Origin of the sequence: Polaromonas sp. AER18D-145, assembly GCF_002379095.1 — a bacterium.
Lineage (GTDB): Bacteria > Pseudomonadota > Gammaproteobacteria > Burkholderiales > Burkholderiaceae_C > Polaromonas.
Genome location: NZ_NBZV01000024.1, coordinates 1 through 22,193 on the forward strand (window position 1 = coordinate 1; position 22,193 = coordinate 22,193).

At 65.1% G+C, this 22,193-nt stretch carries 24 protein-coding genes and 1 pseudogene; 5 read left to right on the forward strand and 20 right to left on the reverse strand.

Annotation, left to right across the window (positions count from 1 at the left end; genetic code table 11):
- Together B7G52_RS12945 and B7G52_RS12950 are read left to right on the forward strand one after the other, a co-directional pair.
- Positions 1 to 186: pseudogene (locus tag B7G52_RS12945) on the forward strand (DUF4148 domain-containing protein); the annotation flags it as partial.
- Between the two features lie 292 nt (positions 187 to 478).
- The gene (locus tag B7G52_RS12950; protein ID WP_096697991.1) at positions 479 to 790 is read left to right on the forward strand and encodes a hypothetical protein; all 312 of its coding nucleotides are present in this window, start codon (positions 479 to 481) and stop codon (positions 788 to 790) included.
- Here the strand turns inward: B7G52_RS12950 and B7G52_RS12955 are convergent.
- On the reverse strand, positions 777 to 1,706 hold the full coding sequence (locus B7G52_RS12955; protein WP_096697992.1) for a LysR family transcriptional regulator: 930 nt from the start codon (positions 1,704 to 1,706) through the stop codon (positions 777 to 779). The two genes, B7G52_RS12950 and B7G52_RS12955, sit on opposite strands and share 14 nt — an antisense overlap.
- A gap of 203 nt (positions 1,707 to 1,909) precedes the next feature.
- Here B7G52_RS12955 and B7G52_RS12960 point away from each other — a divergent pair, with 203 nt between their 5' ends.
- Positions 1,910 to 2,194 (forward strand): DUF4148 domain-containing protein, encoded by a 285-nt coding sequence (locus B7G52_RS12960; RefSeq protein WP_240523445.1) that lies wholly within the window; start codon positions 1,910 to 1,912, stop codon positions 2,192 to 2,194.
- Between the two features lie 101 nt (positions 2,195 to 2,295).
- On the opposite strand, the gene B7G52_RS12965 is transcribed toward B7G52_RS12960, so the two are convergent.
- The 13 genes from B7G52_RS12965 to B7G52_RS13025 all read right to left on the reverse strand — a co-directional run bounded on the left by B7G52_RS12965 (position 2,296) and on the right by B7G52_RS13025 (position 16,260).
- Positions 2,296 to 2,751 (reverse strand): MaoC family dehydratase, encoded by a 456-nt coding sequence (locus tag B7G52_RS12965; protein ID WP_096666684.1) that lies wholly within the window; start codon positions 2,749 to 2,751, stop codon positions 2,296 to 2,298.
- Positions 2,752 to 2,824: 73 nt separating this feature from the next.
- On the reverse strand, positions 2,825 to 3,442 hold the full coding sequence (locus B7G52_RS12970; protein WP_096697993.1) for a ParA family protein: 618 nt from the start codon (positions 3,440 to 3,442) through the stop codon (positions 2,825 to 2,827).
- Between the two features lie 250 nt (positions 3,443 to 3,692).
- Positions 3,693 to 5,630 (reverse strand): serine/threonine-protein kinase, encoded by a 1,938-nt coding sequence (locus B7G52_RS24385; RefSeq protein WP_096697994.1) that lies wholly within the window; start codon positions 5,628 to 5,630, stop codon positions 3,693 to 3,695.
- Positions 5,631 to 5,691: 61 nt separating this feature from the next.
- The gene (locus tag B7G52_RS12980; protein ID WP_096698053.1) at positions 5,692 to 6,579 is read right to left on the reverse strand and encodes an adenylate/guanylate cyclase domain-containing protein; all 888 of its coding nucleotides are present in this window, start codon (positions 6,577 to 6,579) and stop codon (positions 5,692 to 5,694) included.
- A gap of 173 nt (positions 6,580 to 6,752) precedes the next feature.
- Positions 6,753 to 7,508: a sulfite exporter TauE/SafE family protein gene (locus tag B7G52_RS12985; RefSeq protein WP_096697995.1), complete on the reverse strand. Its 756-nt coding sequence runs from the start codon at positions 7,506 to 7,508 to the stop codon at positions 6,753 to 6,755.
- A 180-nt stretch (positions 7,509 to 7,688) separates the two neighbouring features.
- Positions 7,689 to 8,405 carry an ABC transporter ATP-binding protein gene (locus tag B7G52_RS12990; RefSeq protein ID WP_096697996.1) on the reverse strand — a complete coding sequence of 239 codons (717 nt, stop codon included), beginning with the start codon at positions 8,403 to 8,405 and terminating at the stop codon, positions 7,689 to 7,691.
- Positions 8,398 to 10,134 (reverse strand): branched-chain amino acid ABC transporter ATP-binding protein/permease, encoded by a 1,737-nt coding sequence (locus B7G52_RS12995; protein ID WP_096697997.1) that lies wholly within the window; start codon positions 10,132 to 10,134, stop codon positions 8,398 to 8,400. The genes B7G52_RS12990 and B7G52_RS12995 overlap by 8 nt, the downstream gene beginning before the upstream one ends.
- Before the next feature lie 91 nt (positions 10,135 to 10,225).
- On the reverse strand, positions 10,226 to 11,083 hold the full coding sequence (locus B7G52_RS13000) for a branched-chain amino acid ABC transporter permease (protein ID WP_096697998.1): 858 nt from the start codon (positions 11,081 to 11,083) through the stop codon (positions 10,226 to 10,228).
- Positions 11,084 to 11,098: 15 nt separating this feature from the next.
- The gene (locus B7G52_RS13005; protein ID WP_096697999.1) at positions 11,099 to 12,301 is read right to left on the reverse strand and encodes an amino acid ABC transporter substrate-binding protein; all 1,203 of its coding nucleotides are present in this window, start codon (positions 12,299 to 12,301) and stop codon (positions 11,099 to 11,101) included.
- Between the two features lie 49 nt (positions 12,302 to 12,350).
- Positions 12,351 to 13,367 (reverse strand): tripartite tricarboxylate transporter substrate binding protein, encoded by a 1,017-nt coding sequence (locus tag B7G52_RS13010; RefSeq protein WP_096698000.1) that lies wholly within the window; start codon positions 13,365 to 13,367, stop codon positions 12,351 to 12,353.
- Positions 13,364 to 14,533 (reverse strand): CaiB/BaiF CoA-transferase family protein, encoded by a 1,170-nt coding sequence (locus tag B7G52_RS13015; RefSeq protein WP_096698001.1) that lies wholly within the window; start codon positions 14,531 to 14,533, stop codon positions 13,364 to 13,366. The genes B7G52_RS13010 and B7G52_RS13015 overlap by 4 nt, the downstream gene beginning before the upstream one ends.
- Positions 14,530 to 15,333, reverse strand: coding sequence for a citryl-CoA lyase (locus tag B7G52_RS13020; RefSeq protein WP_096698002.1), 804 nt, complete (start codon positions 15,331 to 15,333; stop codon positions 14,530 to 14,532). Before B7G52_RS13020 ends, B7G52_RS13015 begins: the two co-directional genes overlap by 4 nt.
- Before the next feature lie 33 nt (positions 15,334 to 15,366).
- Complete coding sequence (locus B7G52_RS13025) at positions 15,367 to 16,260, reverse strand: dioxygenase (protein ID WP_096698003.1); 894 nt, start codon at positions 16,258 to 16,260, stop codon at positions 15,367 to 15,369.
- A gap of 155 nt (positions 16,261 to 16,415) precedes the next feature.
- On the opposite strand from B7G52_RS13025, the gene B7G52_RS13030 reads away from it, so the two are divergent.
- Positions 16,416 to 17,297, forward strand: coding sequence for a LysR substrate-binding domain-containing protein (locus B7G52_RS13030; protein WP_096698004.1), 882 nt, complete (start codon positions 16,416 to 16,418; stop codon positions 17,295 to 17,297).
- 16 nt (positions 17,298 to 17,313) lie between these two features.
- On the opposite strand, the gene B7G52_RS13035 is transcribed toward B7G52_RS13030, so the two are convergent.
- Genes B7G52_RS13035 through B7G52_RS13060 form a run of 6 tightly spaced genes read right to left on the reverse strand, consistent with a single transcriptional unit; the run spans position 17,314 to position 21,057 of the window.
- The gene (locus B7G52_RS13035; protein WP_096698005.1) at positions 17,314 to 17,898 is read right to left on the reverse strand and encodes a malonic semialdehyde reductase; all 585 of its coding nucleotides are present in this window, start codon (positions 17,896 to 17,898) and stop codon (positions 17,314 to 17,316) included.
- A gap of 34 nt (positions 17,899 to 17,932) precedes the next feature.
- Positions 17,933 to 18,949 (reverse strand): tripartite tricarboxylate transporter substrate binding protein, encoded by a 1,017-nt coding sequence (locus B7G52_RS13040; protein WP_170954766.1) that lies wholly within the window; start codon positions 18,947 to 18,949, stop codon positions 17,933 to 17,935.
- A gap of 4 nt (positions 18,950 to 18,953) precedes the next feature.
- Positions 18,954 to 19,583: a nuclear transport factor 2 family protein gene (locus B7G52_RS13045; RefSeq protein WP_096698007.1), complete on the reverse strand. Its 630-nt coding sequence runs from the start codon at positions 19,581 to 19,583 to the stop codon at positions 18,954 to 18,956.
- Positions 19,576 to 19,929: a Dabb family protein gene (locus B7G52_RS13050; RefSeq protein ID WP_096698008.1), complete on the reverse strand. Its 354-nt coding sequence runs from the start codon at positions 19,927 to 19,929 to the stop codon at positions 19,576 to 19,578. Before B7G52_RS13050 ends, B7G52_RS13045 begins: the two co-directional genes overlap by 8 nt.
- Positions 19,926 to 20,225: a YciI family protein gene (locus B7G52_RS13055; protein WP_096698009.1), complete on the reverse strand. Its 300-nt coding sequence runs from the start codon at positions 20,223 to 20,225 to the stop codon at positions 19,926 to 19,928. The genes B7G52_RS13050 and B7G52_RS13055 overlap by 4 nt, the downstream gene beginning before the upstream one ends.
- A 1-nt stretch (position 20,226) precedes the next feature.
- The gene (locus B7G52_RS13060) at positions 20,227 to 21,057 is read right to left on the reverse strand and encodes an intradiol ring-cleavage dioxygenase (RefSeq protein WP_096698010.1); all 831 of its coding nucleotides are present in this window, start codon (positions 21,055 to 21,057) and stop codon (positions 20,227 to 20,229) included.
- Positions 21,058 to 21,263: 206 nt separating this feature from the next.
- Here B7G52_RS13060 and B7G52_RS13065 point away from each other — a divergent pair, with 206 nt between their 5' ends.
- Positions 21,264 to 22,193, forward strand: coding sequence for a LysR family transcriptional regulator (locus tag B7G52_RS13065; protein WP_096698054.1), 930 nt, complete (start codon positions 21,264 to 21,266; stop codon positions 22,191 to 22,193).

The following is a 22,193-nucleotide window of genomic DNA, read 5'->3' on the forward strand; positions in this document are numbered from 1 at the left end:
ACCCGCTCCGTGGCCGAAGTCCAGGCCGAAGCCGCCGCCAAAGTGAAAACCCACAGCCAGGAGCCTGCCGGCTCGCGCGTGGCGGCCACCGCGCAGTCCTCGACCGACCGCGCCACCGTGCGGGCACAAGCGGCCGACGCTGTCCGCCTAGGCCAGATCCCGCGCGGCGAAGCCACTTACCTGTAATAGCTGCACGCTGGCCGGGTTTCGGCCAGGCCCATCCAGAACCGCACGGGGGGCTTCCTCCGGGCGGTTTTTTTGTTCCGGAAACCGCCGCAAGTCGCGCCCGGCGCCTTGCTGACCGTGCGTTGCGGCAAATGTCACAACGGGTTAGTTAGGGCGGCCGACCTACTCAATCACAGGGTAATCCCCTAGAATTCGTTAGCACGCTTACGCTCGATGGCCGCAATCCGGTTCGTCAGCGTTTCCCTCGCCCTCCCCCTGCGGTTTATCCGACCTCAGGAATCCACAGGTCCCCATGGCTCTCACCTCCATTTTTGCCGCGATGCGGCCACCTCCTGCCGCGCCCGACACGACGGAGCGGATGCCGCTTGAGCAGATCCGGCATCAGATGCACCAAATCCTGCATGACTGCAAGAGCGTTGACGCGCAGCGCATCATTTTCAGGATCAACACGGCCCATACTCCGGCCGATCTCTGGCTGTTGCGCAGTGACCTGTACCAGTGCATCTCGCGCGCACGCGACCAGGCTGAAGCCGCCAGGCGCATCAACGCCCTGCTGGGCATTTTCAGTGGCTGGCTGCCTGCTGCCCAACTCACCCCGATCTAGGACGACCGGTTTCGTCCCGCAGACCAAACTCGGCCAGAAAATCCAGGAAGGCCCGGGTCCGCGACGGCATGAACTTGCGCGTGGGCAGCGCCGCATAAATCGTGAAGCGCCCAAACACCCAGTCCGGCAAAAGGTGCACCAGCGAACCGCGTTCGAGGTGCGAGGCCACCAGCAAGCGCGACAGGAAGGTGATGCCGGCGCCATCGAGTGCCGCGCGCAGCAACACGTCAAAGCTTGTGGTTTGCAGTGCAGGCCTGAGGTCCACCTCGACGGCGTCGCCGCCCCCAACCGGTTGCAGGCGCGTTTGCCGGCCATAGTGACCGGAGTTCTGCGGCCACTGGAATTTCAGGTAAGTGTGGCCACGCAACTGTTCCGGCGAATCCGGTGTGCTGGCGCGCAGCAGATAGTCGGGCGACGCGCAGGCGATCCAGTCGGTCGTGGCCAGCGGCCGGGCCACGATGTCACCGTCAAAACCCTCGTCCACCACCAGGAAGGTCACGTCAAACTCCTCGATGCGCGGCTGGGGAAAGGGGTCGATCTGCAGGTCCAGCAGCACCCCGGGGTGACGCGCATGCCAGGTGGCAATGCGCGGTGACAGGAAATACGAGGCCAGTACCGGCGTCGCCAGCACATGAAGCGTGCCCTGCAATTCGCGCGTGTGTTCAGCCGCCGCCGACTCGGCGTCCTCCACCTCGTGCAGGATGCTGCGAACCCGCAGCAGGTAAGCCTCGCCTGCGTCAGTGAGCGCCAGCTTGCGTGTCGTGCGCTGCAGCAGGCGTACGCCCAGGTGTTCTTCCAGGGCCGCCACCATGCGCGTGACGCCAGCGGGCGACATGTCGAGGGAGCGCGCCGCCGACGCGAAGCCGCCCTCGTCGATCACACGCTGGAACACCTTCATTGAACTGAAACGATCCATAGTGCAACAGATTGTATGTCGAATACTTTATTGTTTCAATTACTGAAATGGTTAATTGATGACTATGTAGTTTTAAATTGATCGAAGCAGGCGTAAAGTTCAACCCATCGATGAGCACAAACCGACTCACCGAGACTGGACAAGATGGGAATGATGAAGCCCACCCTGGCCGGAACTCTGTACCAACCCTGAAAGGATTCATCATGAAAACCACCCAACTGTTTGCTGTCGCCGCTTTTTCCACCCTGGCCGCTTTCGGCGCCCATGCCGACGAGGCTGACGGCTCGCAATTTGCCGTCCAGTTCAACTCCACCCGTTCCGTTGCCGAAGTCCGGGCTGAAGCGCTCACCCCGGTGAAGATCAGCAATGGCGGCACCGGCTTTGTCGGCGTGACCAACTCCGGTCTGGAGCGCAGCGCCGTGCGTGCCAAAGCCATCGCGGCATTGCGCAACGGGGAAATCCCGCAGGGCGAAATCGGCTACATGTAAGCCTGCCACCTGGGAGGACCCTGCAGCTCCCGAAAAAAAGCCCGCTGCATGACTGCAGCGGGCTTTTTTCGTGGATCAGGCGGTTCGGGCCTGTGGGCCCGTCACGGGTAGCGCCGCACCAGGGACTCGGCCACACACACCGGCCTGGTCGCACCTTCCCGCTCGACCGTCACTTCCCAGGTCATCTGCTGCCCCTCGTTGTCAATCGGCTCGCAGGCCAGCAGCTTCAGGCGGGCGCGCAAGCGGCTGCCAACAGGCACCGGCGCCGTGAAACGCACCCGGTTGAGCCCGTAATTTACCCCCATGCGGGATTGAACGATCTCCAGGGACGATTCAAAAAATTTGGGCAGCAGCGACAGGGTCAGGAAGCCGTGCGCAATCGGCCCGCCGAACGGGCCCGCCCTGGCTTTTTCCGGGTCCACATGGATCCACTGATGATCGCCGGTAGCTTCGGCAAACAGGTTGACCTGCTCCTGGGTGATGGTCAGCCAGTCGCTGACAGCGACTTCCTGGCCGACACAGGCCGCGAGTTCGGAGAGGGTCTGGAAGGTTTTCATGCCCGGACTTTAACGTCCGCACCGATGGCGGCCTGTCCAGCCAGCGACACGGCCGGCCCCGGAAGCGCCGCTGTCACTGGTCCAGCCAGTGACAGATGCCCTGCCACTGCTGCAGGTCTTTTTCCACCCGGCCCGGGGCGACGTCGAACACGGTCAGGCCACGGGCTGCCAGATGAATGTAGTTCTGGGTATCACGCACATAACCGAGCACCGGCAAACCCAGGCCCTCGACAAAAGCACGCAGCTTGTCAGCCGCGATGGTGCGGGCATCGACGCGCATGCCGACGATGCCGACCTGCATCTTGCCGGCGTGGCGGTGTTCGGCGAGCTGGTCCAGAAAGCTGCGCGTGGCAAAAATATCAAACACGCTGGGCTGAAGCGGCACGATCACCTTGTCGGCCAGCTTGAGGACATCGTTGAAGCGCCAGCCGTGCAGGCCGGCGGGCGTGTCGAGCACCACGTGGCTCGTGCCTTTGGGCGGTTTGACAATCAGGTCGGCGCTGACATCCCAGGTCGAGATCGGCCGGGCTGCGGGCGGCCGCAAGCCCAGCCAGAGGCGGGACGACTGCTGGCGGTCTGCATCGCCGAGCATGACCGCATGGCCCTGGCTGGCGAAATAACCCGCAACATTGGTCGACAGCGTCGTTTTACCGACGCCGCCCTTCGGATTGGCAATCACAACCACAGGCATGCGAATCTCCCGGAATTTTGACACTATGGTAACGGCTCGCAACACATCGGCCAAACCGGGGACGGGACGTCCGGGTGCCATGGGCCGGTCCCCCTTCCCGCCCGCGCTGCCGCCGTGCCCGGCGTGCTTCCCCGTGATTTCAGTCAAATCCCTCTTCCTCCCTTGATAAATGGGCGCAGATAGCTCCGGTTTTTATAGCAAAAAGAGGGGCGCGGCGATGCGGGCTGGCGGGCGGCCTCTTCAAAACGCCTCAATTGCGCTGGTCCTGCGCCTCCCGGCGCAGCTTTTCCATCGTGCGCCGTTCGACGCAGACCGGATGCCTGCTGTAGGCAGGTTTGGCGCATTGTTCGTTCATGCAGATCTGGTAACCAAGCAACACACGGCCTTCACAGGCTTGCGCCGGACTGGACGACCGCGCTGTGGCAGCCGCAGGTGCCGGCGCGGCGGCTGCCACAGCAGCGCCCGTCCCGCCGTCCGCCGCGGCCGGCCTGGATGGCGCCGGCTTGTCCGTGCGCACCGGGGTGGCGCGTTTGGCTGATGGATTGACGGCGGCAGGCTCTGCGCCCGCCTTGGCGGAAGGTGAAAGCTCCGGAAATCGCGCAACCGGGCTGACAGGCGCTGCGCCGGCGGGCGCCGCAACCACCGGCGCCGGTTCCCCGGAGAAGCCCTTGAACCCGACGCCGGCCAGCACCAGCACCGCCACGCCGGCCAGCACGACCAGCGGCATTTTGGAGCGCCCCGCTGGCGGCGCGCCGGATGCGGCCGGCGCGACGGGCGCGGAGGCTTGGGCCTCGTCCCGGGCCGGGGTCGGGTTAGCCACTGATGGCACAGGCGCGGCTGCCAGCGCCTTGTCCGGCACCGGGTTGTGAAGCGGCACCGTCGCCAACCCCACCTGGGTCACTTCGGCGTCGTGGGCGTCGGGCGTGGCCGGCATACCCGCAGGAGGATCAAGCGGGGGGTTCGAGGCCGGGATCGGGGCCAAACGGGTATGGGAAGCCTGCAGCCGGGTCCATTCGCTGGCCTCTTCGGTAAAAGCCTCCGTGGCGGTGGATTCGATACCGGCTCCAGAGCCATCAGCCTCCACCGTGTCGCCCAGCTTGCGCAGGCGCCGGCGCGCGAGATCGGCGTAAATGCCAGAGGGAAACCTGTCGAGAAACCCTTTCAGGTCTTCCAGGTCCTCGGAGTCCTTGATGTCCTTCCAGTAGACCAGCTCAAGCTCCTGCGTCACGGTCGAGCCGGTGTCGGTGCCGGTCGTGCTGAGCTTGACGGTGGAGCCGCCCGCGCGTGAGCGGCCGGTGTCGGTGGCCGTGCCCGCGCGCGCGCAGGACGGGCTCACGGGCGGCACAATGGTCGGGTCCGATGCATGGCCGCTGGCTTCCTGCAGCGCAGCCGAAAATTCCTGCGCGGTCGCGAAACGCTGGTCGCGTTTTTTGGCCAGTGCCCGCGCCACCACCGCGTCGATGGCGGCCGGCAAAAGCGTGTTGAAACTGCTGGGCGCGGCCGGGGTGTGGCCCACGATCTGCTGGATGATCGCAAAGTCGGTGTCGCCGTCGAAGGGCCGCTTGCCCGTGAGCAGCTGGTACAGCACCACCCCGGCCGCAAACAGGTCGGCCCGCGCATCGATTGGCAGGCCCTGCACCTGCTCGGGCGACATGTATTTGAGGGTACCCACGATGGTTCCCTGGGTGCGTGTGGCTTCGCCGGAATCCTGGATGCGGGCCACACCGAAATCAGTGAGTTTGACCCGGCCATCAGCCTCGATCAGCAGGTTGGCCGGCTTGATGTCGCGGTGCACGATGCTCTGCCGGTGTGCATAGTCCAGCGCAGACAACAGGTCCCGGACCATGCGCAGCGTGTCCTCCAGCGAATAACGCCGGCCCCCGTCCAGGTGGTGTTTGAGGTCTTCGCCCTGGATGAACTCCATGACCAGAAAGGCCATGTCGCCATGGCGGTCCGAGTCATACACACTGACGATATTGGGGTGCTGCAGGCGGGCGGCCGAATGCGCCTCGGTGCGAAAACGCGCTTCGTAATCTGCAGCGGCCTCTTCGGACAGGTTTTCCACCTTGATGGTCTTGATCGCCACGCGGCGGTCCAGATTGGGGTCGCGCGCCTCGTAGACCAGCCCCATCGCGCCCCTGCCCAGCACGCGAATGATGTCGTAGCGTCCCAGCTTGTTGAGGCTCATGGGGTAAAGGGGGGATGACCAGTTGGATACGTTTGGAAACAGCAATTCTATCGGCGGCCGGTCAGCTGCTGATGGAAAAGTTGATCAGCGGGCTGCCTTCCTTGCGTTCGCACCCGGCGCTGATCTGTCCGCTGCCGACCAGATAACACTCGGTGCGGCGCAACACCACCGCCTCGTTCTGGTTGCCAAAGTAGACCCAGGTGCCATAACTTGACGCGTCGCTGAGCACGAACTGCCCGCCGCGCCACTCCAGCGTGGCGTGCATGCGGGACACCCGCGGATCGTTCAGGGCCAGCGACGCGCCGGCCCCCCGGCCGATGGACATCCTGGCGCTGCCGGCGTTGACCTGCACGGCCTGCGCGCCGGCCACCAGCTCGAGCACCAGCGGCCCGGCGTCGGCAGCCATCGAGCGGCCCATCATGGTGGCATCGTCGTCGCGGCCGCTTTGCCATTCCACCCGGTACACCAGGCTGGCTTCCGCCTTGCCGCGCAGGTGCATGGGCCCCAAGCTGCGCAATGAGGCCCGCTGCACAGGCCCCAGGGCCGCCCAGACGTTCTGCGTGGTGAGAATTTGTGCGGCGCCAGCCAAGTCGGCCAGCCGCGCCGCCGAATTGACGGTATCGCCAAAGCAGTCGCCGTCGATCTCGATCACCTCGCCCGACTCCATGCCCATCTGCATCTGCACCGGCGCGCCAGTGCCGCCGGGCCGGATGGGTTTGTCGAGGAAGCGTTTCTGGATGCTGACACAGGCGGCCAGCGCGTCGCCCTCCTGCGGAAACACGACAAACAGACCGTCGCCGAGCAGCTTGACGACCCGGCCGCTGTGCTGCTCAAAGACTTGGCTCAGGGCGCCGACCAGCTGCGTGACAAAACGCGAGGCGGTTTCATCCCCCAACCGCTCGAACATGCTGGTGCTGCCGACGAGATCGGCAAAAACGACGGTGGTCATGAAAACATTCTGGAAAACCGGAGGGCAGAACAAAGCGGCACGCAAACGGTGTCAAACGGTAACACGTAACCTTTTGTTCTCATATTGGCGATTTTTACAGAAAATCACCAGATCCCGCGTGTGCAGTTTTTACCGGCGACACACGCCACCCGCAGGGCGGTGGAGCCCGGGTATCAGCGCAAACCGTCCCAGAGCAGCTTGCAGCCGGTGAGGAACATGCCGCCATACAGCACCCGGTAAAACAGCACCTGGCTGATGCGCCTGGCCATGCGCACGCCGGCCCAGACGCCCACAGGCGCCAGCGGCAGCAGGACCAGCGAGGTCGCCATGTTGCGCAGGTCGAGCAGCCCCAGCCAGGCATAGGGAATCCACTTGGAGAGGTTGATCACAAAGAAGAAAAACGCCAGGGTGGCGGTGAATTTGAGCGGGCTCAGGCGCAGGGGAATGACATAGGCGCTGATGGGCGGGCCGCCGGCATGGGCCACAAAACTGGTGAAACCCGAGGTCGCGGTCAACAGCGCCCCCAGCCACTTCGGCGGCGGCGGGCTGTCGGGTCGGGGCGGGAACAGCAGGCGCTGCGCCAGAAACAGCAAGGTGAAAAAACCCACGATGCTGGCCACGACCTTGCCGTCGAGCAGGCTGAACAACAGGGCGCCGACCAGCGTGCCCACCAGGCCGAAAGGCACCAGGAACTTCAGCAATTTGAGGTCGAAGTCCTTGCGGAAAGCCGCCATGCCGAGCAAGTCCATCAGCAGCAGCACCGGCATCAGGATGGCCGCCGCCTGCGGCACGGTCACCGCCAGCGCCATCATGGGCACGGCCAGCGAGCCGAAACCCGCCCCGAACCCGCTTTTGCTGACCCCCAGCAAAAGCACGGCGGGAACCGCCACGGCGTAGAAGAAGGGGTCAGTGATGAGAGGAAAGGTCACGGGTTTGCAGGCAAAAGCTGCCGATTATCAGGCCTGCAAGGGTGCTGGCGCCGCCAGGCTGCACCACCGACAGCTCGGCAGCGAACCGGTGTTGATGCACGAAATAGGCCACCAACCCTTGAGGGACGGGCGCCAGCAGCTATTGTTTCAGGAGCACCGCCCGACCGCGAGTCTGCAAGTTCACTCGTGCGTTTCCAGGCCCAGGTAGGCTTTCTGGATTTCCGGCCGTGTCAGCAGCTCGCTGGCCTCGCCCTGTGCAACGATGCGGCCCTCCTCCATCACATAGGCGCGTTTGGCCAGCTCCATGGCCATGGCCACGTTCTGCTCCACCAGCAGCACCGAGGTGCCCTGCGCATTGATCTGGCGGATGATGCGGAACATGTCCATCACGATCAGCGGCGCCAGGCCCAGGGACGGCTCGTCAAGCAGCAGCAAGCCCGGCCGCGCCATCAGGGCACGGCCAATCGCCACCATCTGCTGCTGGCCGCCCGAGAGCGACCCCGCGGGGCTGTCCAGCTTGACCTTGAGCACCGGAAACAGCGACAGCACATGCTCCAGCGAGGCCTTGCGATGCGCCTTGGCCGATGCAATGAAACTGCCCAGCTCCAGGTTGTCCAGCACCGTCATCTGGGTGAACAGCCTGCGGCCCTCTGGCACGATGGCAATGCCGGCCTCGCAAAACCGGTGGCTGGCCAGCTCGGTGATGTCCCGTCCGTTGAAACGCAGGCTGCCTTCACGTACCCGGTGCATGCCTGCAATGGCATTGATCAGCGTGGTTTTTCCCGCGCCGTTGGGGCCGACCACACACACCAACTCGCCGGGCTGAACTTCCAGCGAGACGCCCCACAGGGCCGGTGCAGCGCCGTAATTGACAGAAATATTGTTGACTTCAAGCATGGGGTGTCCCCAGGTAAGCGCTGACCACTTCGCTGTTTTGCATCACTTCCTGGGCCGGGCCGACGGCGATGAGCTTGCCGTAGTTGAGCACGGCGACGCGGTCGGCCAGCGCCATCACCGCGCGCATGACGTGCTCGACAAACACAATGGTGGCGCCGCGGTCCCTGATCTTGCGGATCAGCGCAATCGCCTCGTTGATTTCGCCCGGTGTCAGGCCGGAGAGCACCTCGTCGAGCAGCACCAGGCGGGGCCGCGAGGCCAGCGCCCGGGTCAGCTCGAGAAACTTGCGCTGGTGCAGGTTCAGGTCATCGGGCAGGGCATCGGCCTTGTCCTGCAGGCCGGTGAATTCCAGCCACTTCCAGGCTTCCTGCGTGGCCTGCTCGTGGTTCAGCGCCGCGCCGCCAAACATCGCCACCAGGGCCACGTTTTGCAGCACGGTCAAATGGGCAAATGGCCGGGGGATCTGGTAAGTGCGCGCGATGCCGGCCTGCGCAATGCTGTGGGCCTCCAGCCCGGCGAGCTGGCGGCCTTCAAAAAACATCTGTCCGCCGGTCGCCGGGAAATGCCCGCTCACCACGTTGATGAAGGTCGATTTGCCGGACCCGTTGGGGCCGAGCAGGCCGAGAATTTCACCTTCATGCACCTGCAGGCTCACGCCGTCGAGGGCCTGTACGCCCTTGAAGGCCTTGGACAGGTTCTGCACGTCCAGCAGCACCTTGCCGGAGGCGGCCGGTGCCGCCGCGGCCTCGGGGGCAGCGGCGGCCAGCACCGCAGGCGCCGGCGGAACCGACCGCTTGCCCGCCGTACGCTTGAGAAAGAAACCCAGAATGCCGTTCGGCATGAACAGGATCACCAGCACCAGGATAACGCCCACGGCGGCCTTGCCGGCAATCGGGTTGTTGCCCGCCGTGAAGAAGTACATCAGGCAGGTGATCGCAACGGCGCCGACGGCCGGTCCGGCCCAGTGGCGCGTGCCGCCCAGCACACTCATCAGCACCACCGTCAGCGGCACCACGATGGTGAAGGTTTCGCCGGCCGTCACGTAAGACACAAACAACGCGTGGATGCCACCGGCCAGGCCAGCCAGCGCACACGAGATGCCGAACGCCAGCAGCTTGTAGCGAAAGGTCGGCACGCCCATCACCTCGGCCACGTCTTCGTCGTCATGAATCGCAAACAGGCCCATGCCGAGCCGGGACGCCTGGATGCGGTAGGAGATCAGCAGTGTCGCGACGGCACCCATGAGGGCCATCAGGTAGATCGACGACGACGCCGTCGGGCCGATCGCCGGGATTGCCACCGAATTGAGGTAAATGCCCGGGCCGCCGTCAATGCGCGTATTGAGCACGATGGTGCCCACCACGAAGGTGATGGCCAGCGTCAGCAGCGCAAACAGCTCGCCGCGCACGGACTTGACCCGGAACACCACGGCGCCCAGCGCCATGCCCAGCAGGGCCGCCAGCAGCGCGGCCGCGGGCAGGGTCCAGAGAAACGGCCAGTTCAGGTTGGCCGCCAGCCCGGCGGAGGTGTACATGCCGATGCCGAAAAAAGCACCATGACCGAAGGAGAAGTAGCCCGAATACCCCGAGAGGATGTTCCAGGACAAGGCCAGGATCATCCAGTGGCAGAGCAGGTAGAGAAAGGACTCGTAGAAGGCCGGCACGCCGAGCCAGGGCACGCTGGCCAGCAGGGCACCCGCGGCCAGGATGCCGATGACTGTTTTGTTCATTGTTTGGATCCGAATGGAGCGCCGGGCCGCCCCAAGCGCAGTTCAGCCCCCTGTGGGGGCAGCGAAACACACGAAGTGGCGAGCGTGGGGGTCATAGCTTGCCGGGACGAAACAGCAGCATCACGATCAGCAGCGAAAAGCTCACGATGGGCGCCCACGAAGGCGCGGCGACCGCCATGGTGATGGCCTCGCTGACACCGATGATGATGCCGGCCACCAGTGGCCCGAGCGCGCTGCCCAGGCCACCGAGCATGACCGCCGCAAAAACCACGCCGACCCAGGCAAAAATCTGCGAGGGCGTGAGCGTGAAGGTCAGGGCCAGGCAGATGCCGGCGACGGCCGCCAGCGCGGCGCAGATCCCGGCCAGCATCAGCGACATGCCTTTCTGGTTGATGCCGAAGGCCGCGGCAATCGGTCCGTCCTCGGCCATGGCACGCAGTGCCTTGCCGAGGTCGGTATAGCGCATGGCCGCCCAGATCAGCAGCGACAGGCTCACCGCCACCACCAGCGTCACCAGCTCAGGCACCGGAATGTAGAGCGAGCCGAGGGTGAACTTCTGGTCGTTGTAGTGTGTCTCGAGACGGCGGAAATCCGCCGTCCAGATCGCCTGGATCACGCTTTCCATCACCACCGTGATGCCGAAGGTAACCAGCAGCGAATTGAAGGGCGAGATCGCAAAACGCGACAACACCCATTGCATGCCCACGCCGAACAGGAAAAACAGCGGCGGCAGGATCAGCAGCGTCAGCAGCGGGTCCACATGCCACACCGTGGCCATGTGGTAACTCATGTAGGCGGCCAGGAACACCAGGCCGAAGTGGGCCAGGTTGATCTGGCGCAGCAGGCCCCAGGTCAGGCCCAACCCGAGCCCGATCAGGCCGTACAGGCCGCCGATGAAGATCCCCGAGAGGATGGACTGGGCGAGCAGGTTGAAACTCGGAAAACTCATCTGCGGCTCGCGGCGTCAGTTGACTTGCAGCTTGACGCCGCCAGGGGCGAACTGCGCCGGATGCACCACGACCCACTTGCCGTTTTGCACCTGCTTGATCTTCATCAGGTCGTCGCCGTAGTTGCCGGGGCCGTCAAAACGCAGGCGGCCGTGGATGGTCTCCACCCGGTTCTTGCGCAGCCAGGCGCCAATCGCCTTGTCGTCAAAGCTGTTGGCGCCGCGCACGCCGGCTTCCAGGATCTGCCAGGCCGAGTACGAAGCCGCAGCCTGCACCTCCACCGAGGTGTCAGGCAGGTTGGCCTTGGTGGCGCGTTCGTTGAACAGTTTGACAAATTCGGCCGCAACGGGATTGGCGGTGAACGGTGCGTGCTCTTCGAAGATCGTCAGTGACAGCGCGTTTTTTCCATCGGGCGACTTGGTCATGGGGCCAGGCGCTGGATAGGTATGGAAATGAAGCGGCGGCACGTAGTCGATTTTTTTCATCGCGTCGAGCAGCATGTTGCCCTCCAGGCCGATGTCGCCGACCCAGACGAGGTCCGGCTTGGCGTCCTTGACACGCGCGGCAATCGGTCCGAAATCGCGGTTGCCGAAGTCCCATTCGAGAAACAGCACCTCCTGCAGGCCGCGTTTCTTGGCAACTTCCCGGGCGCCCAGCGACATGAAGTGGATGGACGGAAACTTGCTGGTGACGAAGGCGACCGTCTTGGGCGGCTTGGGCGATGCGGCCAGCGCGTCGAACACCGAGTTCGGCACCGTCGTGCCGGGGTCCGACCCCAGCGACCAGGCCGGAAACGCCATCTCGTATTTGGCCAGCGCCGGAATGCCGAACGTGTGGTGCACCAGCACCTTGTTATAACGCTGGGCCACGCCCATGGCCGAGAGAATCGCCCCGGTCGCGTAAGGCCCCATCAGCAGGTCCACCTTGTCCGAGGTCACGAGCTGCTCATACAGGGTGCGGGCCAGCTCCGGCTTGGACTGGTCGTCCTTGACAATCCATTCCACCTTGCGCCCCAGCAGGCCGCCCCTGGCGTTGAGCTGGTCCACATAGATTTCGCCTGCCAGCTTGTGTGTCAGCGCGGTGGTGGCCAGCGGTCCGGTCAGCGCCAGCGTGCTGCCGATGCGCAAGGGCGCGGGGGCCTGGGCGGCGGCAGGCATCGCCAGCATGCTGACGGCTCCTGCCGCAGCAACGGCGGACAAAAATCGGTTGAAAAGTTTCATGGTTTGTCTCCTGTTGATTTATAGGTAAGGACGCGGAAAAACTCGGGACTCAGTCGACCTGCGCGCCTGAGCGCTTGACCAGTTCAGACCATTTTGAAATTTCCGTCCGGCCGAAGGCGGCCAGCTCATCGGGCTTCATGCTGCGCAGCTCCAGACCCTGCGCGCCAAGCTTGGCCACAACGTCGCTGCTGGCCATGGCCTGGGCGGCGGCATCGCGCAGCCGGGCCAGGACAGGCGCAGGGGTGGCGGCGGGCGCGTAGATCATGAACCAGGCCACCAGGTCAAAGTCGCCAGCACCCTGCTCTGCGATAGCCGGCACGTCCGGCGCGGCGGCGCTGCGCTTCGCACTGGAGGCCCCCAGCGCACGCAGCTTGCCGGCCTTGATGTGGGGCAGCACGGCCGCCGGGTGGTAGAACATGAACTGCACCTGCCCGCCCATCACGTCGGACATCGCCAGGCCCCCTTCCTTGTAGGGCACATGCACCATCTCGCCGCCCAGCCTGGCCTTGAGCAGTTCGCCGGCCAGGTGGCCCGAGGTGCCGTTGCCGGCCGAGGCAAAACTCACACCGCCCGGCTTGGCCGCCTGGGCCGCGAGGTCTTTCACCGACTTGAACGGCGAGTTGGCAGCCACCACCAGCAGCGTCGGCGTGTAGCCGGCGAAGGCGACGGGTGCGAAATCCTTGAGCGGGTCGTACGGCAGCTTTTTGTACAGCGTGGCATTGATCGCGTGTGTGCCCACCGTGCCCATCACCAGGGTGTAGCCGTCCGCCGGCGACTTGGCCACCAGGTCGGAGCCGATGGCACCGCCGGCGCCGGCGCGGTTTTCAACAATGACCGCTTGCCCCAGGGGTTTGGCCAGGGCTTCGCCAATGACGCGGGAAATGATGTCCGTCGTGGTGCCCGGGCCGAAAGGCACGATCAGCTTGACGGGCCGTGACGGATAGTCCTGTGCCAGCACGGCCGCCGGGCTCAGGCCCAGGGCGGCCAGGCCCAGTGTGCAGGCGGCAGCCAGCAGCGTGCGCCGGGCCAGGCGCGGGTGCAGGGAAGGGATGGAAGAAGAGGTCATGCGCGGGTTTCCGGTTGGGGTGTTGTCGCGGCGCGCGGGGTCCAGCCGCCGCGAAGTTCTGCGTTGTGCTCGCCCAGCAAGGGCGGTGCGGTGACTTCGAGGGCGCGTTCGCCATCGAAAGAGACGGGCGAACGCACGGTGCGAAAGGTTCCGACCACCGGGTGCTCGGTTTCGACAAACAGCTGCAGATGCCTGGCCTGCGGATCGTCGGGCACCTCGGCCGTGGTGTACATGGGCGCATGCGGCACGTCCCCGGCTTCCAGGCGGCGGCACCATTCCGCGCGGTCGCGCTGGGCGAAGATCGGGCCCAGCACGGCGATCATGTCTTCCTGGTGCGCAATGCGGGCCTCGCGCGTGGCAAAACGCGCGTCATCAAAGATGTCCGGCTTCTCCATTGCCGCGGCCAGGCCCTGCCAGAACTTCGGCGGCGAGGACATGTGCAAGGCAATCCATTTGTCGTCCGAACACTTCATCACATACGACTGCGAAACGCTGGGCCGGCTGAACGGGCCCATGACTTCATTGGCGGAAAACAGGTGCTGGAAGGCGTCGAGGTTGAAGTGCGTCATGGCTTCGAACATGGAGACTTCCACCTTGCGGCCCACGCCGGTGGCGTGGCGTTCATGCAGCGCCCCGAGAATGCCGTAGGCCGCGTAGAAGCCGGTCAGGGAATCGGCCATGGCCGGGCCCAGCACGCGCGGATCCTTCGGGTTGACCAGCAGGCCCAGGAAGCCGCTGACGGCCTGGGCGACGGTGTCATAGGTCGGTCGATGTGATGAGGGCCCGGTGGCACCAAAACCACTGATGGAGCAATAGATCAGCCGCGGATTGAGCTTGCGCAGCCGCTCCTCGCCAACGCCGATCTGCTCGGCCACGCCGGGCCGGAAGTTCTGGATGTAGACATCGGCTTCCTTGACCAGCGCATCGAACTGCGCCAGGTCACCGGCCTGCTTGGTGTTGAGCGTGATGCTGCGCTTGTTGCGGTTGTAGGTCTGGAAATGCGGGCTGTACAGGCCGTCCTTGAACGCCCGGAAAGGATCACCCGTGCCCGGCAGCTCGACCTTGACCACGTCGGCACCGAGGTCGGCCAGCAGCATGGACGCTGCCGGCCCCGTGATGAAGGTGCCGTGTTCGACCACACGCACGCCTGCGAGAACCTTGCTCATGCCTGGCGCTCCGCCGGCATCTCGCCGGTGTATTCCAGCTCCCGCGTGGCCTGGTAGGACAGCGCAAAACCGATGGGGTCGCTGAGCTCTTCGTTCAGGTGCGCGATCAGGCTCGCGGTGCGCGCCAGCATGGGCACACCCTTGAGCGCATTGACCGGGAAACCCACACCCAGCAGCACCGCGGGAATGGCGCCCGAGACATTGAGCTTGAGCTCCTTGCCAACGATCTCGGGAATCACGGCTTCCACGGCCTGGGCGATTTCGACGTAACGCTGGCCGCCGCCGGCCCGGGCCGACACCTCGAACAGCTTGCCCACACGCGGATCGCGCGCCTTGTGCTCCGGGTGGCCATAACCGGCAATGGCCTGCTTGCGCGCGCGCAGGTCGGCCACCACCACACGGGCCGCCGCCCGGAGGTCGCCGTTGTGCCGGGCCGCTTCCTTCTCGACCTCGAGATACAGGCGGCCCGCCGTTTCGGAGGCGCCCAGGATCACCGAGCCCGAGCCCAGGATGCCGGCCGCCACCGCGCCCTGCATCGCGTCGGGTGCGGCCGCCAGCGTCATGCGCGCGGCCTGCACGCTGGGCACCAGGCCGTGTTCGGCGATGGCCACCAGGGTGGCGTTGAGCACGGCGCTGGTGGCGGCGTCGGCGCGGCGCCCGGTCACCAGCAGGAAGAAGTAGTCGCCGAAGTTGATCTGTCCGATCAGTTCATGCGCGAGATCCGCGCCGCGAACAACGATGGTGTTTTCGTTCGAGGTGCAGATCGCAGAACGGGGCACGGTGGCCTTGCCGATTTTCAAATCATTTCTCCAGTCAAGAAAAGTGCGCGGGGCTCAGGCGCTGGCCACCAGCCGGAAGTCGTACTTCGCGCTGTGGAAAGGTTTGTCGAGGATGCGGCCGTCGGGTGCCTGGCCGGCCGGGTGTGCATCGAAGTCCACGATCAGGCTGTTGCGCACGCCGAACACGGCATCCGAGTCGATGTAGGGGCTGTCGGACACGAAGATGTGTGTGGTCAGGCGTTCGTGGCCGGGCGCGGTCAGCATCATGTGCATGTGGCCGGGCCGGTTCGGGTGGCGGCCCATGCGGTGCAGCATGCCGCCCACCGGGCCATCGTCGGGCACGGGATAAAACGAAGGCTTGATGGACCAGAAGCGATAGTTGCCGTCCGCATCGGTGTGAAAACGCGCGCGCAGGGCCATGCCCGCGTCCGCGCCCTTTTGCATGTCGTAAAAACCATCGCCGTCGCCCGACCACACGTCCACCGCGCAGTTGGCAAGGGGCTGGCCGGCCAGGTCGGTCACGCGGCCGTGGTAATAACAGGGCTCGCCCGGGTTGCCTGCGCCGATGTCGGCGCCCAGCGGCAGCTCGGGCGCGCCTTCCCAGTAGAACGGGCCCTGCACCGTCGCTTCGGTCGGTGCATCGACGCCGCTGCGTGCCTTGTGCGCCGCGGCGCCCTTGGCCTGCTCGATCGCCACCACCAGCATGGAAATGCCCAGCGTGTCGGACAGCAGGATGAACTCCTGGCGCTTGTCGTCACACATCTTGCCGGTGGCGGTGAGGAACTGGATGGCGGTCATCCATTCGTCGGGGGTGAGCTGCACGTCCTGCACGAAGGCGTGTGCGTGTTTCACCAGGGAGGTCATGACCTGCTTGAACCGCGCGTCCTGGCAGTCGTCCATGCGGTCCACCACGGCCTGCGCCAGGTCCTGTGCTTCAAGTTGCGCCATGTCTTGTCTCCTTTAATCGTTTACCCTGAGTCGTTAACCCTGGGGCTGGGCATTGGAAAAGCAGCGTCAGTCTAGGACCTCACGCCCCGCTCCGGAAGTGATTAATTTCCACCGTTATCATCGATGCCATCAATGATAAAAACGGAGCTTTTTTCATGGAACTGCGCCACGTCCGCTACTTCGATGCCGTCGCCGAAACCCTGAATTTCACACGTGCCGCCGAGCGCCTGCACGTCACCCAGTCGACGCTGTCGCACCAGATCCGGCAGCTCGAAGACGAACTCGGCGTCGTGTTGTTTGACCGCAGCAGCAAAAAAGTCCGGATGACCGAGGCCGGCGAAATCCTGCGCAGCCACCTGACCCCGGCCCTGGGGCAAATCGACCGCGCCGTCCAGGCCCTGCGCAGCAATGCCGAAACCCTGACCGGCAGCATTCGCCTGGGCACCACGCCGAGCTTCAACACACGCATGGTGCCGCTGTGCGTGTCCACCTTTCTGCACCACTACCCGGGCATCCAGGTGACGGTCGAAGAACTGTCGGCCGACATGATTGCCCGGCGCCTGGCCTCGGGTCACCTGGACCTGGCCGTGTCCTACCGCCCCGAGGGCACCGACCTGTGGTTCGAGCCGCTCTACAACGAGGAGCTGCGCCTGGTGGTGGCCAGTTCGCACCCGCTGGCGACACGTCGGCGCGTGCGCATGGTCGAACTGCATCATGTGCGCATGGTCCTGCTGCCGTCCCAGTTCCTGACGCGCAAACTGCTGGACGACTGTTTCGAAGCAGCCGGCGCCGAGCCGCTGGTGGCGGCGCAACTCAACTCCATCGCACCGATGATCGAGCTGATCCGCCAGACCGGGCTGGCCGGCATCATTGCGGAGACGGCCGTCACACCCTCGGCCGACCTGCGCGTGGTGCCGCTGGAAGATCCGACGCCGATACGCACACCCGGCATGCTCTGGAAAAAAGGGGCCACACGCTCCCCCACGATCAAACACTTCGCAGACATCATCCGGCGGGCGGCCAGCCCGGCCACCTGACAGCGGCAACGCTGGTTTACAGCACCGTGCATGCCTGCTCAAAGGAAAGCCGCGGATTGCGGTCGAACAGCTGGCTGTCGTCGCCGTAGCCGAGGTTGATCAGGAAGTTGGCCTGCAGGCGACCGTCGGCAAAAAACTCCGCATTGACCTTTGCCAGGTCCACACCGCTCATCGGTCCGCAGTCCAGGCCCAGGGCACGTGCCGCCATCATGAAGTAGCCGCCGCCGAGCGTGCCGTTGCGCGTGGCCGTGCCTTCGGCGAGGGCCTTGTTGCCCTCGAAGTTTTCCTTCGCGCCCGGCTTGTGCCAGACCTGGGGCATGTGTTCATAGAACCTGGTGTCGTTGGCCACGATCACGGTCACCGGGGCCGCCCTTGTCTTGTCGAGGTTGCCGGGCGACAGGGCCGGCAGCAGGCGCGCGCGCGACTCGGGCGAGATCAGGAACACATACCGCGTCGGCTGGGTGTTCATCGAGGTGGCGCCCATCTTTGCAATGTCGTAGACCTCGCGCAGCAGGGACAGCGCCACCGGCTTGTCGAGAAATCCATTGGCGGTGCGTGCCTTGAGGAACAACTGGTCGAGGCACTCGGGGGCAATTTTCATGGGTTCGCTTTCAATGGTTCAAAAATGGAGAAGATCACTCGGCTTTGATGCCGGCATCGCGGATCAGCCGGGTCCAGCGCGCGACATCACGCTGTACCAGGGCGCGGGTGTCAGCCGTGTCCAGGCTCATGGGTTTGCCGCCGGCCTTGCGGAAGGCCTCCGTCACGTCAGGCGCGGCAATCACTTTGGCCAGATCGCTGCGCAGGCGGGCCAGCACCTCGGGCGGCGTTTTCGCCGGCGCGAAGTAGCCGAACCAGGACTCCAGCTCCAGCGCCGCCGTGCCGGTTTCGTGGAGCGTCGGCACCGCCGGATGCATGGGATTGCGGGCGGCGCCCGACACGGCCAGCGCCCTGACCGTGCCGGCATCCACCTGCACACGCGCCGTGGGCGACAGGTCAAAAAACAGGTCCACCCGCCCGCCCAGCAAGTCCTGGTAAGCCGCCTGAGCGCCGCGGTAGGGCACATGCGTGATCTCCACACCAGCCAGATGCCACAGCGCCGCAGCCAGCACATGCTGGCCCGAGCCGTTGCCGGCCGAGGCGTAGGTCAGCTGGCGCGGATGGGCCCGGGCAAAAGCCACCACATCCTGGAGCGAGGCCAGCGGCAAGTCCTTGCGTGCCATCAGCGTGTAGCTGTAGGCCACGGCCAGGCCGAGCGGCTCGAAGTCCTTCAGGCTGTCATACGGCAGGTTGGGGTACAGGCCGGGATTGAGCGCCAGGTTGGAGACCGAGCCGACCAGCAGGGTGTAGCCGTCGGGTGCCGACTTGGCCACGAAGTCGGTGCCGACCAGCGTGCCCGAACCCGGCTTGTTTTCCACTACGACGCTCTGCCCCACCTGCTTGCCCAGGCGATCGGCCAGCAGGCGGCCGACAAAGTCGAAGCCGCCGCCCGGCGGCTGCGGCACCACCACCTTGACCACCTTGGTCGGGTAAGTGCCAGACTGGGCGTGCGCCAGCGGCAGGGAAGCGGCAGCAAGCAGCAAGGCTGCTGCCACAAATCGCAGCGGCGCCGGAATCACGCTCACGCTGAAAGAGAAGATGGATGTTTTCACGATGTCAGCGCTCCAGGGGTCCGCCGGCCAGCCAGCGTGCGCCGCGACGGTACAGCTCGTCGACCACCGGGCCCTTGAGCATGGGCATGTCGAGCTTGACGGTGTAGCCAATCCGCGTCTGGATATAGGCCAGGTGGCGGTAGCCCTCCGGGAAAGCGGCCAACGCCTGCGCATCAAGCTTCAGGCTGGCCGAGGCGTCCACCGGGTCGATGCGGTCTTTTTCGTAAATCGGCTGGCGGTGCAGCAGTTTCCACCGCCCTTCGTGCTTTTCCACGAAGTCATAAAAGCGGCCGGTGCAGACCACGTCGCAGAGCACCGGGCCGTCCGCGCCCTCCACCATGCCGCGCTGGGAAATCGTCATCTTGGTCTGCGCGATGGCCCGCTCGCCCGCGACCTCCACGGCCGAGCCGCCGAGAAAATGCAGGATGCTGACCCCCTTGGCCCAGCCCTCTTTCGTCACGCGGATGAAGTCCGCGAACGGTCCCTGGAACCAGGTCGCCATCATCACGCCTTCGGGGTGCCACACGGTGGCAAAACGATCCCAGTCGCCGGCATCGCGCCAGACGGCCCAGCGCTCGACCATCTGCCGGATCAGCAGCTCGCTGTCCATGTCACTGTTCCTGTTGTCATTCATTGACTGTCTCCTGGTGATGTGGGCTGGCCCCCGGCCGGGGGCCGGGCGGACCTTCATAGTCGACTTGGTGGCGCGCGATGCGCAGATCGGCGAGTTCGCCCTTCACGCGCAGGTGTTCGGGGTGGCGGGCATAGGCATCGAGCGCCGCCTGGCTGTCGAACTCCGAATAAAGCACCACATCGCAGGCGTAATCAACCTGGCTGGCATCCACACCGATTTCCAGGTGCGTGAGGCCTGGAATCTGCCCGCGCAGGCTTTCAAAACTGCGCTGCAGCTTGGCGATGCCGGCCGCCTTGGCCTCGGGCGTGTCGCCGCGGATGTTCCACATGACGATGTGTTTGATCATGCGGGGAACCCGGCTTTCTGCGGCCACAGGTTCACGAAGGCATGGATGCTGGTGCTCGCATACAGGCCCGCGCGGGTAAAGGGTTCTTCGGCGAGCCAGGCGTGCGCCGCATCGCGCGCGTCGAACTCGATCGCCAGCAGGCTGCCCAGCATGGTCTGGCCATCGTCGCTGACCAGCGGCCCGGCAAAGGCGATGCGCTCCGCCATGGCGGCCAGGTAGGCCTTGTGTTCGGGCCGGATGCGCTGGCGCAGCGCGCCGCTGTCGGGCTTGTCGATCAGGGAAAAAATGTAGATCACGTCATGAGGCCGGGTTGAGGACAAAACCGAAATCAAGGCGGTACACACCGTCGGGCTGCTTGACCCAGTCGGCCACCAGCGACTGGCGCACGCCGAACACCGCATCGGAGTCGAGGTAAGGGTCCCCATTGCGAAACACATGGGTCACCAGCGTTTCATAACCCGGGGCCTTGATCATGAAATGCAGGTGCGCCGGCCGCCAGGGGTGGCACCTGGTCGCGCGCAGCATGTCGCCCACCGGCCCGTCGGCGGGAATCGGGTAAGGCTCGGCCACGATGGTCCTGAAGTTGAAACTGCCGTCGGCACCGGCCCGGAGCACGCCACGCGCCTGGAACTTGTCCAGGTCGGCGTACTGCACGTCGTAGTTGCCCGCGGCGTCGGCCTGCCAGACCTCGATTTCGGCGCCGGCCACCGCCTCGCCGCCCAGGCCCAGCACCCTGCCGCGCACCACGCAGGGCTCGCCCACCGCGCCGTTGGCCACATCGGCGCCATTGTCGAAATGCGGTGCGCCCTCGACATGAAAGGGACCGAATACCGTGGCCTCGGTGCAGCCCTGCGGCTTGTCGTTGTTCATGGCGACGGTCAGCATGGACAGGCCCAGCGTGTCGCTGAGCAGGATGAACTCCTGGCGCTTGGCGTCGCACTTCTGGCCAGTCGCCGTCAGGAATTCGATGCCGGCGAGCCACTCGGCTTCGGTCAGCTTCACCTCGCGCGCAAAGGCGTGCAGGTGCTGCACCAGGCTGGTCATGAGCTCCTTCAGGCGCGCATCGGGCGTGCCCGCAAAACGGGCGAGCACCGCCTGGGTGATGGTGTCCTGGTTCAGGTTGCGCATGGCCGGATTTGCCGAAAAACGGGAGCGTGGACGTGCATACTTTCCTTCGTGGACTCTCTGGCGCTAAATGTAGGCTGGGGCGTCCCGGAACAAAAGCGGGCTGGTGCAAATGACTTTTCCGCGCGGTGGAAAAAAGGCTGGTGAGGCTGGGCCACAATGCAGGCGGCCCAAAAAAAACCCAAGACGGCAACTGCAGGAGACATGGCTTGGATCGCTGGACGGAGATTGAACTGTTTGTGCAGGTGGCCGAAACCGGCAGCCTGAGCCGCGCCGCCGAAGCGCTGGACCTGTCCAATGCGGCCGCGAGCCGGCACCTGTCGGCGCTGGAAGAGCGCCTGGGCGCCCGGCTGGTGGAGCGCAACACGCGCCGGCTCTACCTCACCGACACCGGCCAGGAGTTTTTCAGCCGCGCCAAAACCATCCTGTCCGACCTGAAGGACGCCGAGTCGGCGGTCAACGCCACGGCGCTGAACCCGACCGGCATGCTGCGCATCACGGCCTCGCTGTCGTTTTCGCTGCACCACGTGGCGCCGCTGCTGCGCGAATACACCCAGCGTTACCCCAATGTGACCGTGCACGTCGAGGCCGCCAACCGCTACCTGGACATCATCGACAACAACATCGACGTGGCCATCCGCACGCGCGAGATCGAGCCCGACTCCAACATCACGATACGCCGCCTGGCGGAGACCCGGCGCATCCTGGCGGCGTCGCCGCGTTATTTTGCGCAGCACGGTTTTCCGAAAACCCTGGAAGACCTGCACAAACACAAGCTGCTGATCTACACCTACGCCAACAACCCGAACGAGCTGCGCTTCACCCGCGACGACGAAACCACCACCGTCACGGTCAAGGGCCTGCTGGAATCGAACGACGGCCAGATCCTGCGCACCGCGGCCCTCGACGGGCTGGGCATCCTGGTGCAACCCAGCTACATCGTCTACAGCGACATCGTGGCCGGCCGCCTGGTGCCGGTGCTCGACGAATGGGACCTGCCGCGCCTGACCATCAACCTGGCCTACCCCAGCCGCAAACACCTGTCGGCCAAGGTGCGCACCTTCATCGACTTCGTCGCCGAACACTTCGCCAAGCAGGACTACGAGCGCAAGTGGACCGGGCGCTTCGGCGTGTACTGA

Bases quoted from the DNA above. Each gene is read 5' to 3' on its own strand.
- B7G52_RS12950 (WP_096697991.1), top strand. From the start codon at position 479: ATGGCTCTCACCTCCATTTTTGCCGCGATGCGGCCACCTCCTGCCGCG.
- B7G52_RS12955 (WP_096697992.1), bottom strand. From the start codon at position 1,706: ATGGATCGTTTCAGTTCAATGAAGGTGTTCCAGCGTGTGATCGACGAG.
- B7G52_RS12960 (WP_240523445.1), top strand. From the start codon at position 1,910: ATGAAAACCACCCAACTGTTTGCTGTCGCCGCTTTTTCCACCCTGGCC.
- B7G52_RS12965 (WP_096666684.1), bottom strand. From the start codon at position 2,751: ATGAAAACCTTCCAGACCCTCTCCGAACTCGCGGCCTGTGTCGGCCAG.
- B7G52_RS12970 (WP_096697993.1), bottom strand. From the start codon at position 3,442: ATGCCTGTGGTTGTGATTGCCAATCCGAAGGGCGGCGTCGGTAAAACG.
- B7G52_RS24385 (WP_096697994.1), bottom strand. From the start codon at position 5,630: ATGAGCCTCAACAAGCTGGGACGCTACGACATCATTCGCGTGCTGGGC.
- B7G52_RS12980 (WP_096698053.1), bottom strand. From the start codon at position 6,579: ATGACCACCGTCGTTTTTGCCGATCTCGTCGGCAGCACCAGCATGTTC.
- B7G52_RS12990 (WP_096697996.1), bottom strand. From the start codon at position 8,405: ATGCTTGAAGTCAACAATATTTCTGTCAATTACGGCGCTGCACCGGCC.
- B7G52_RS12995 (WP_096697997.1), bottom strand. From the start codon at position 10,134: ATGAACAAAACAGTCATCGGCATCCTGGCCGCGGGTGCCCTGCTGGCC.
- B7G52_RS13000 (WP_096697998.1), bottom strand. From the start codon at position 11,083: ATGAGTTTTCCGAGTTTCAACCTGCTCGCCCAGTCCATCCTCTCGGGG.
- B7G52_RS13005 (WP_096697999.1), bottom strand. From the start codon at position 12,301: ATGAAACTTTTCAACCGATTTTTGTCCGCCGTTGCTGCGGCAGGAGCC.
- B7G52_RS13010 (WP_096698000.1), bottom strand. From the start codon at position 13,367: ATGACCTCTTCTTCCATCCCTTCCCTGCACCCGCGCCTGGCCCGGCGC.
- B7G52_RS13015 (WP_096698001.1), bottom strand. From the start codon at position 14,533: ATGAGCAAGGTTCTCGCAGGCGTGCGTGTGGTCGAACACGGCACCTTC.
- B7G52_RS13025 (WP_096698003.1), bottom strand. From the start codon at position 16,260: ATGGCGCAACTTGAAGCACAGGACCTGGCGCAGGCCGTGGTGGACCGC.
- B7G52_RS13030 (WP_096698004.1), top strand. From the start codon at position 16,416: ATGGAACTGCGCCACGTCCGCTACTTCGATGCCGTCGCCGAAACCCTG.
- B7G52_RS13035 (WP_096698005.1), bottom strand. From the start codon at position 17,898: ATGAAAATTGCCCCCGAGTGCCTCGACCAGTTGTTCCTCAAGGCACGC.
- B7G52_RS13045 (WP_096698007.1), bottom strand. From the start codon at position 19,583: ATGAATGACAACAGGAACAGTGACATGGACAGCGAGCTGCTGATCCGG.
- B7G52_RS13050 (WP_096698008.1), bottom strand. From the start codon at position 19,929: ATGATCAAACACATCGTCATGTGGAACATCCGCGGCGACACGCCCGAG.
- B7G52_RS13060 (WP_096698010.1), bottom strand. From the start codon at position 21,057: ATGCGCAACCTGAACCAGGACACCATCACCCAGGCGGTGCTCGCCCGT.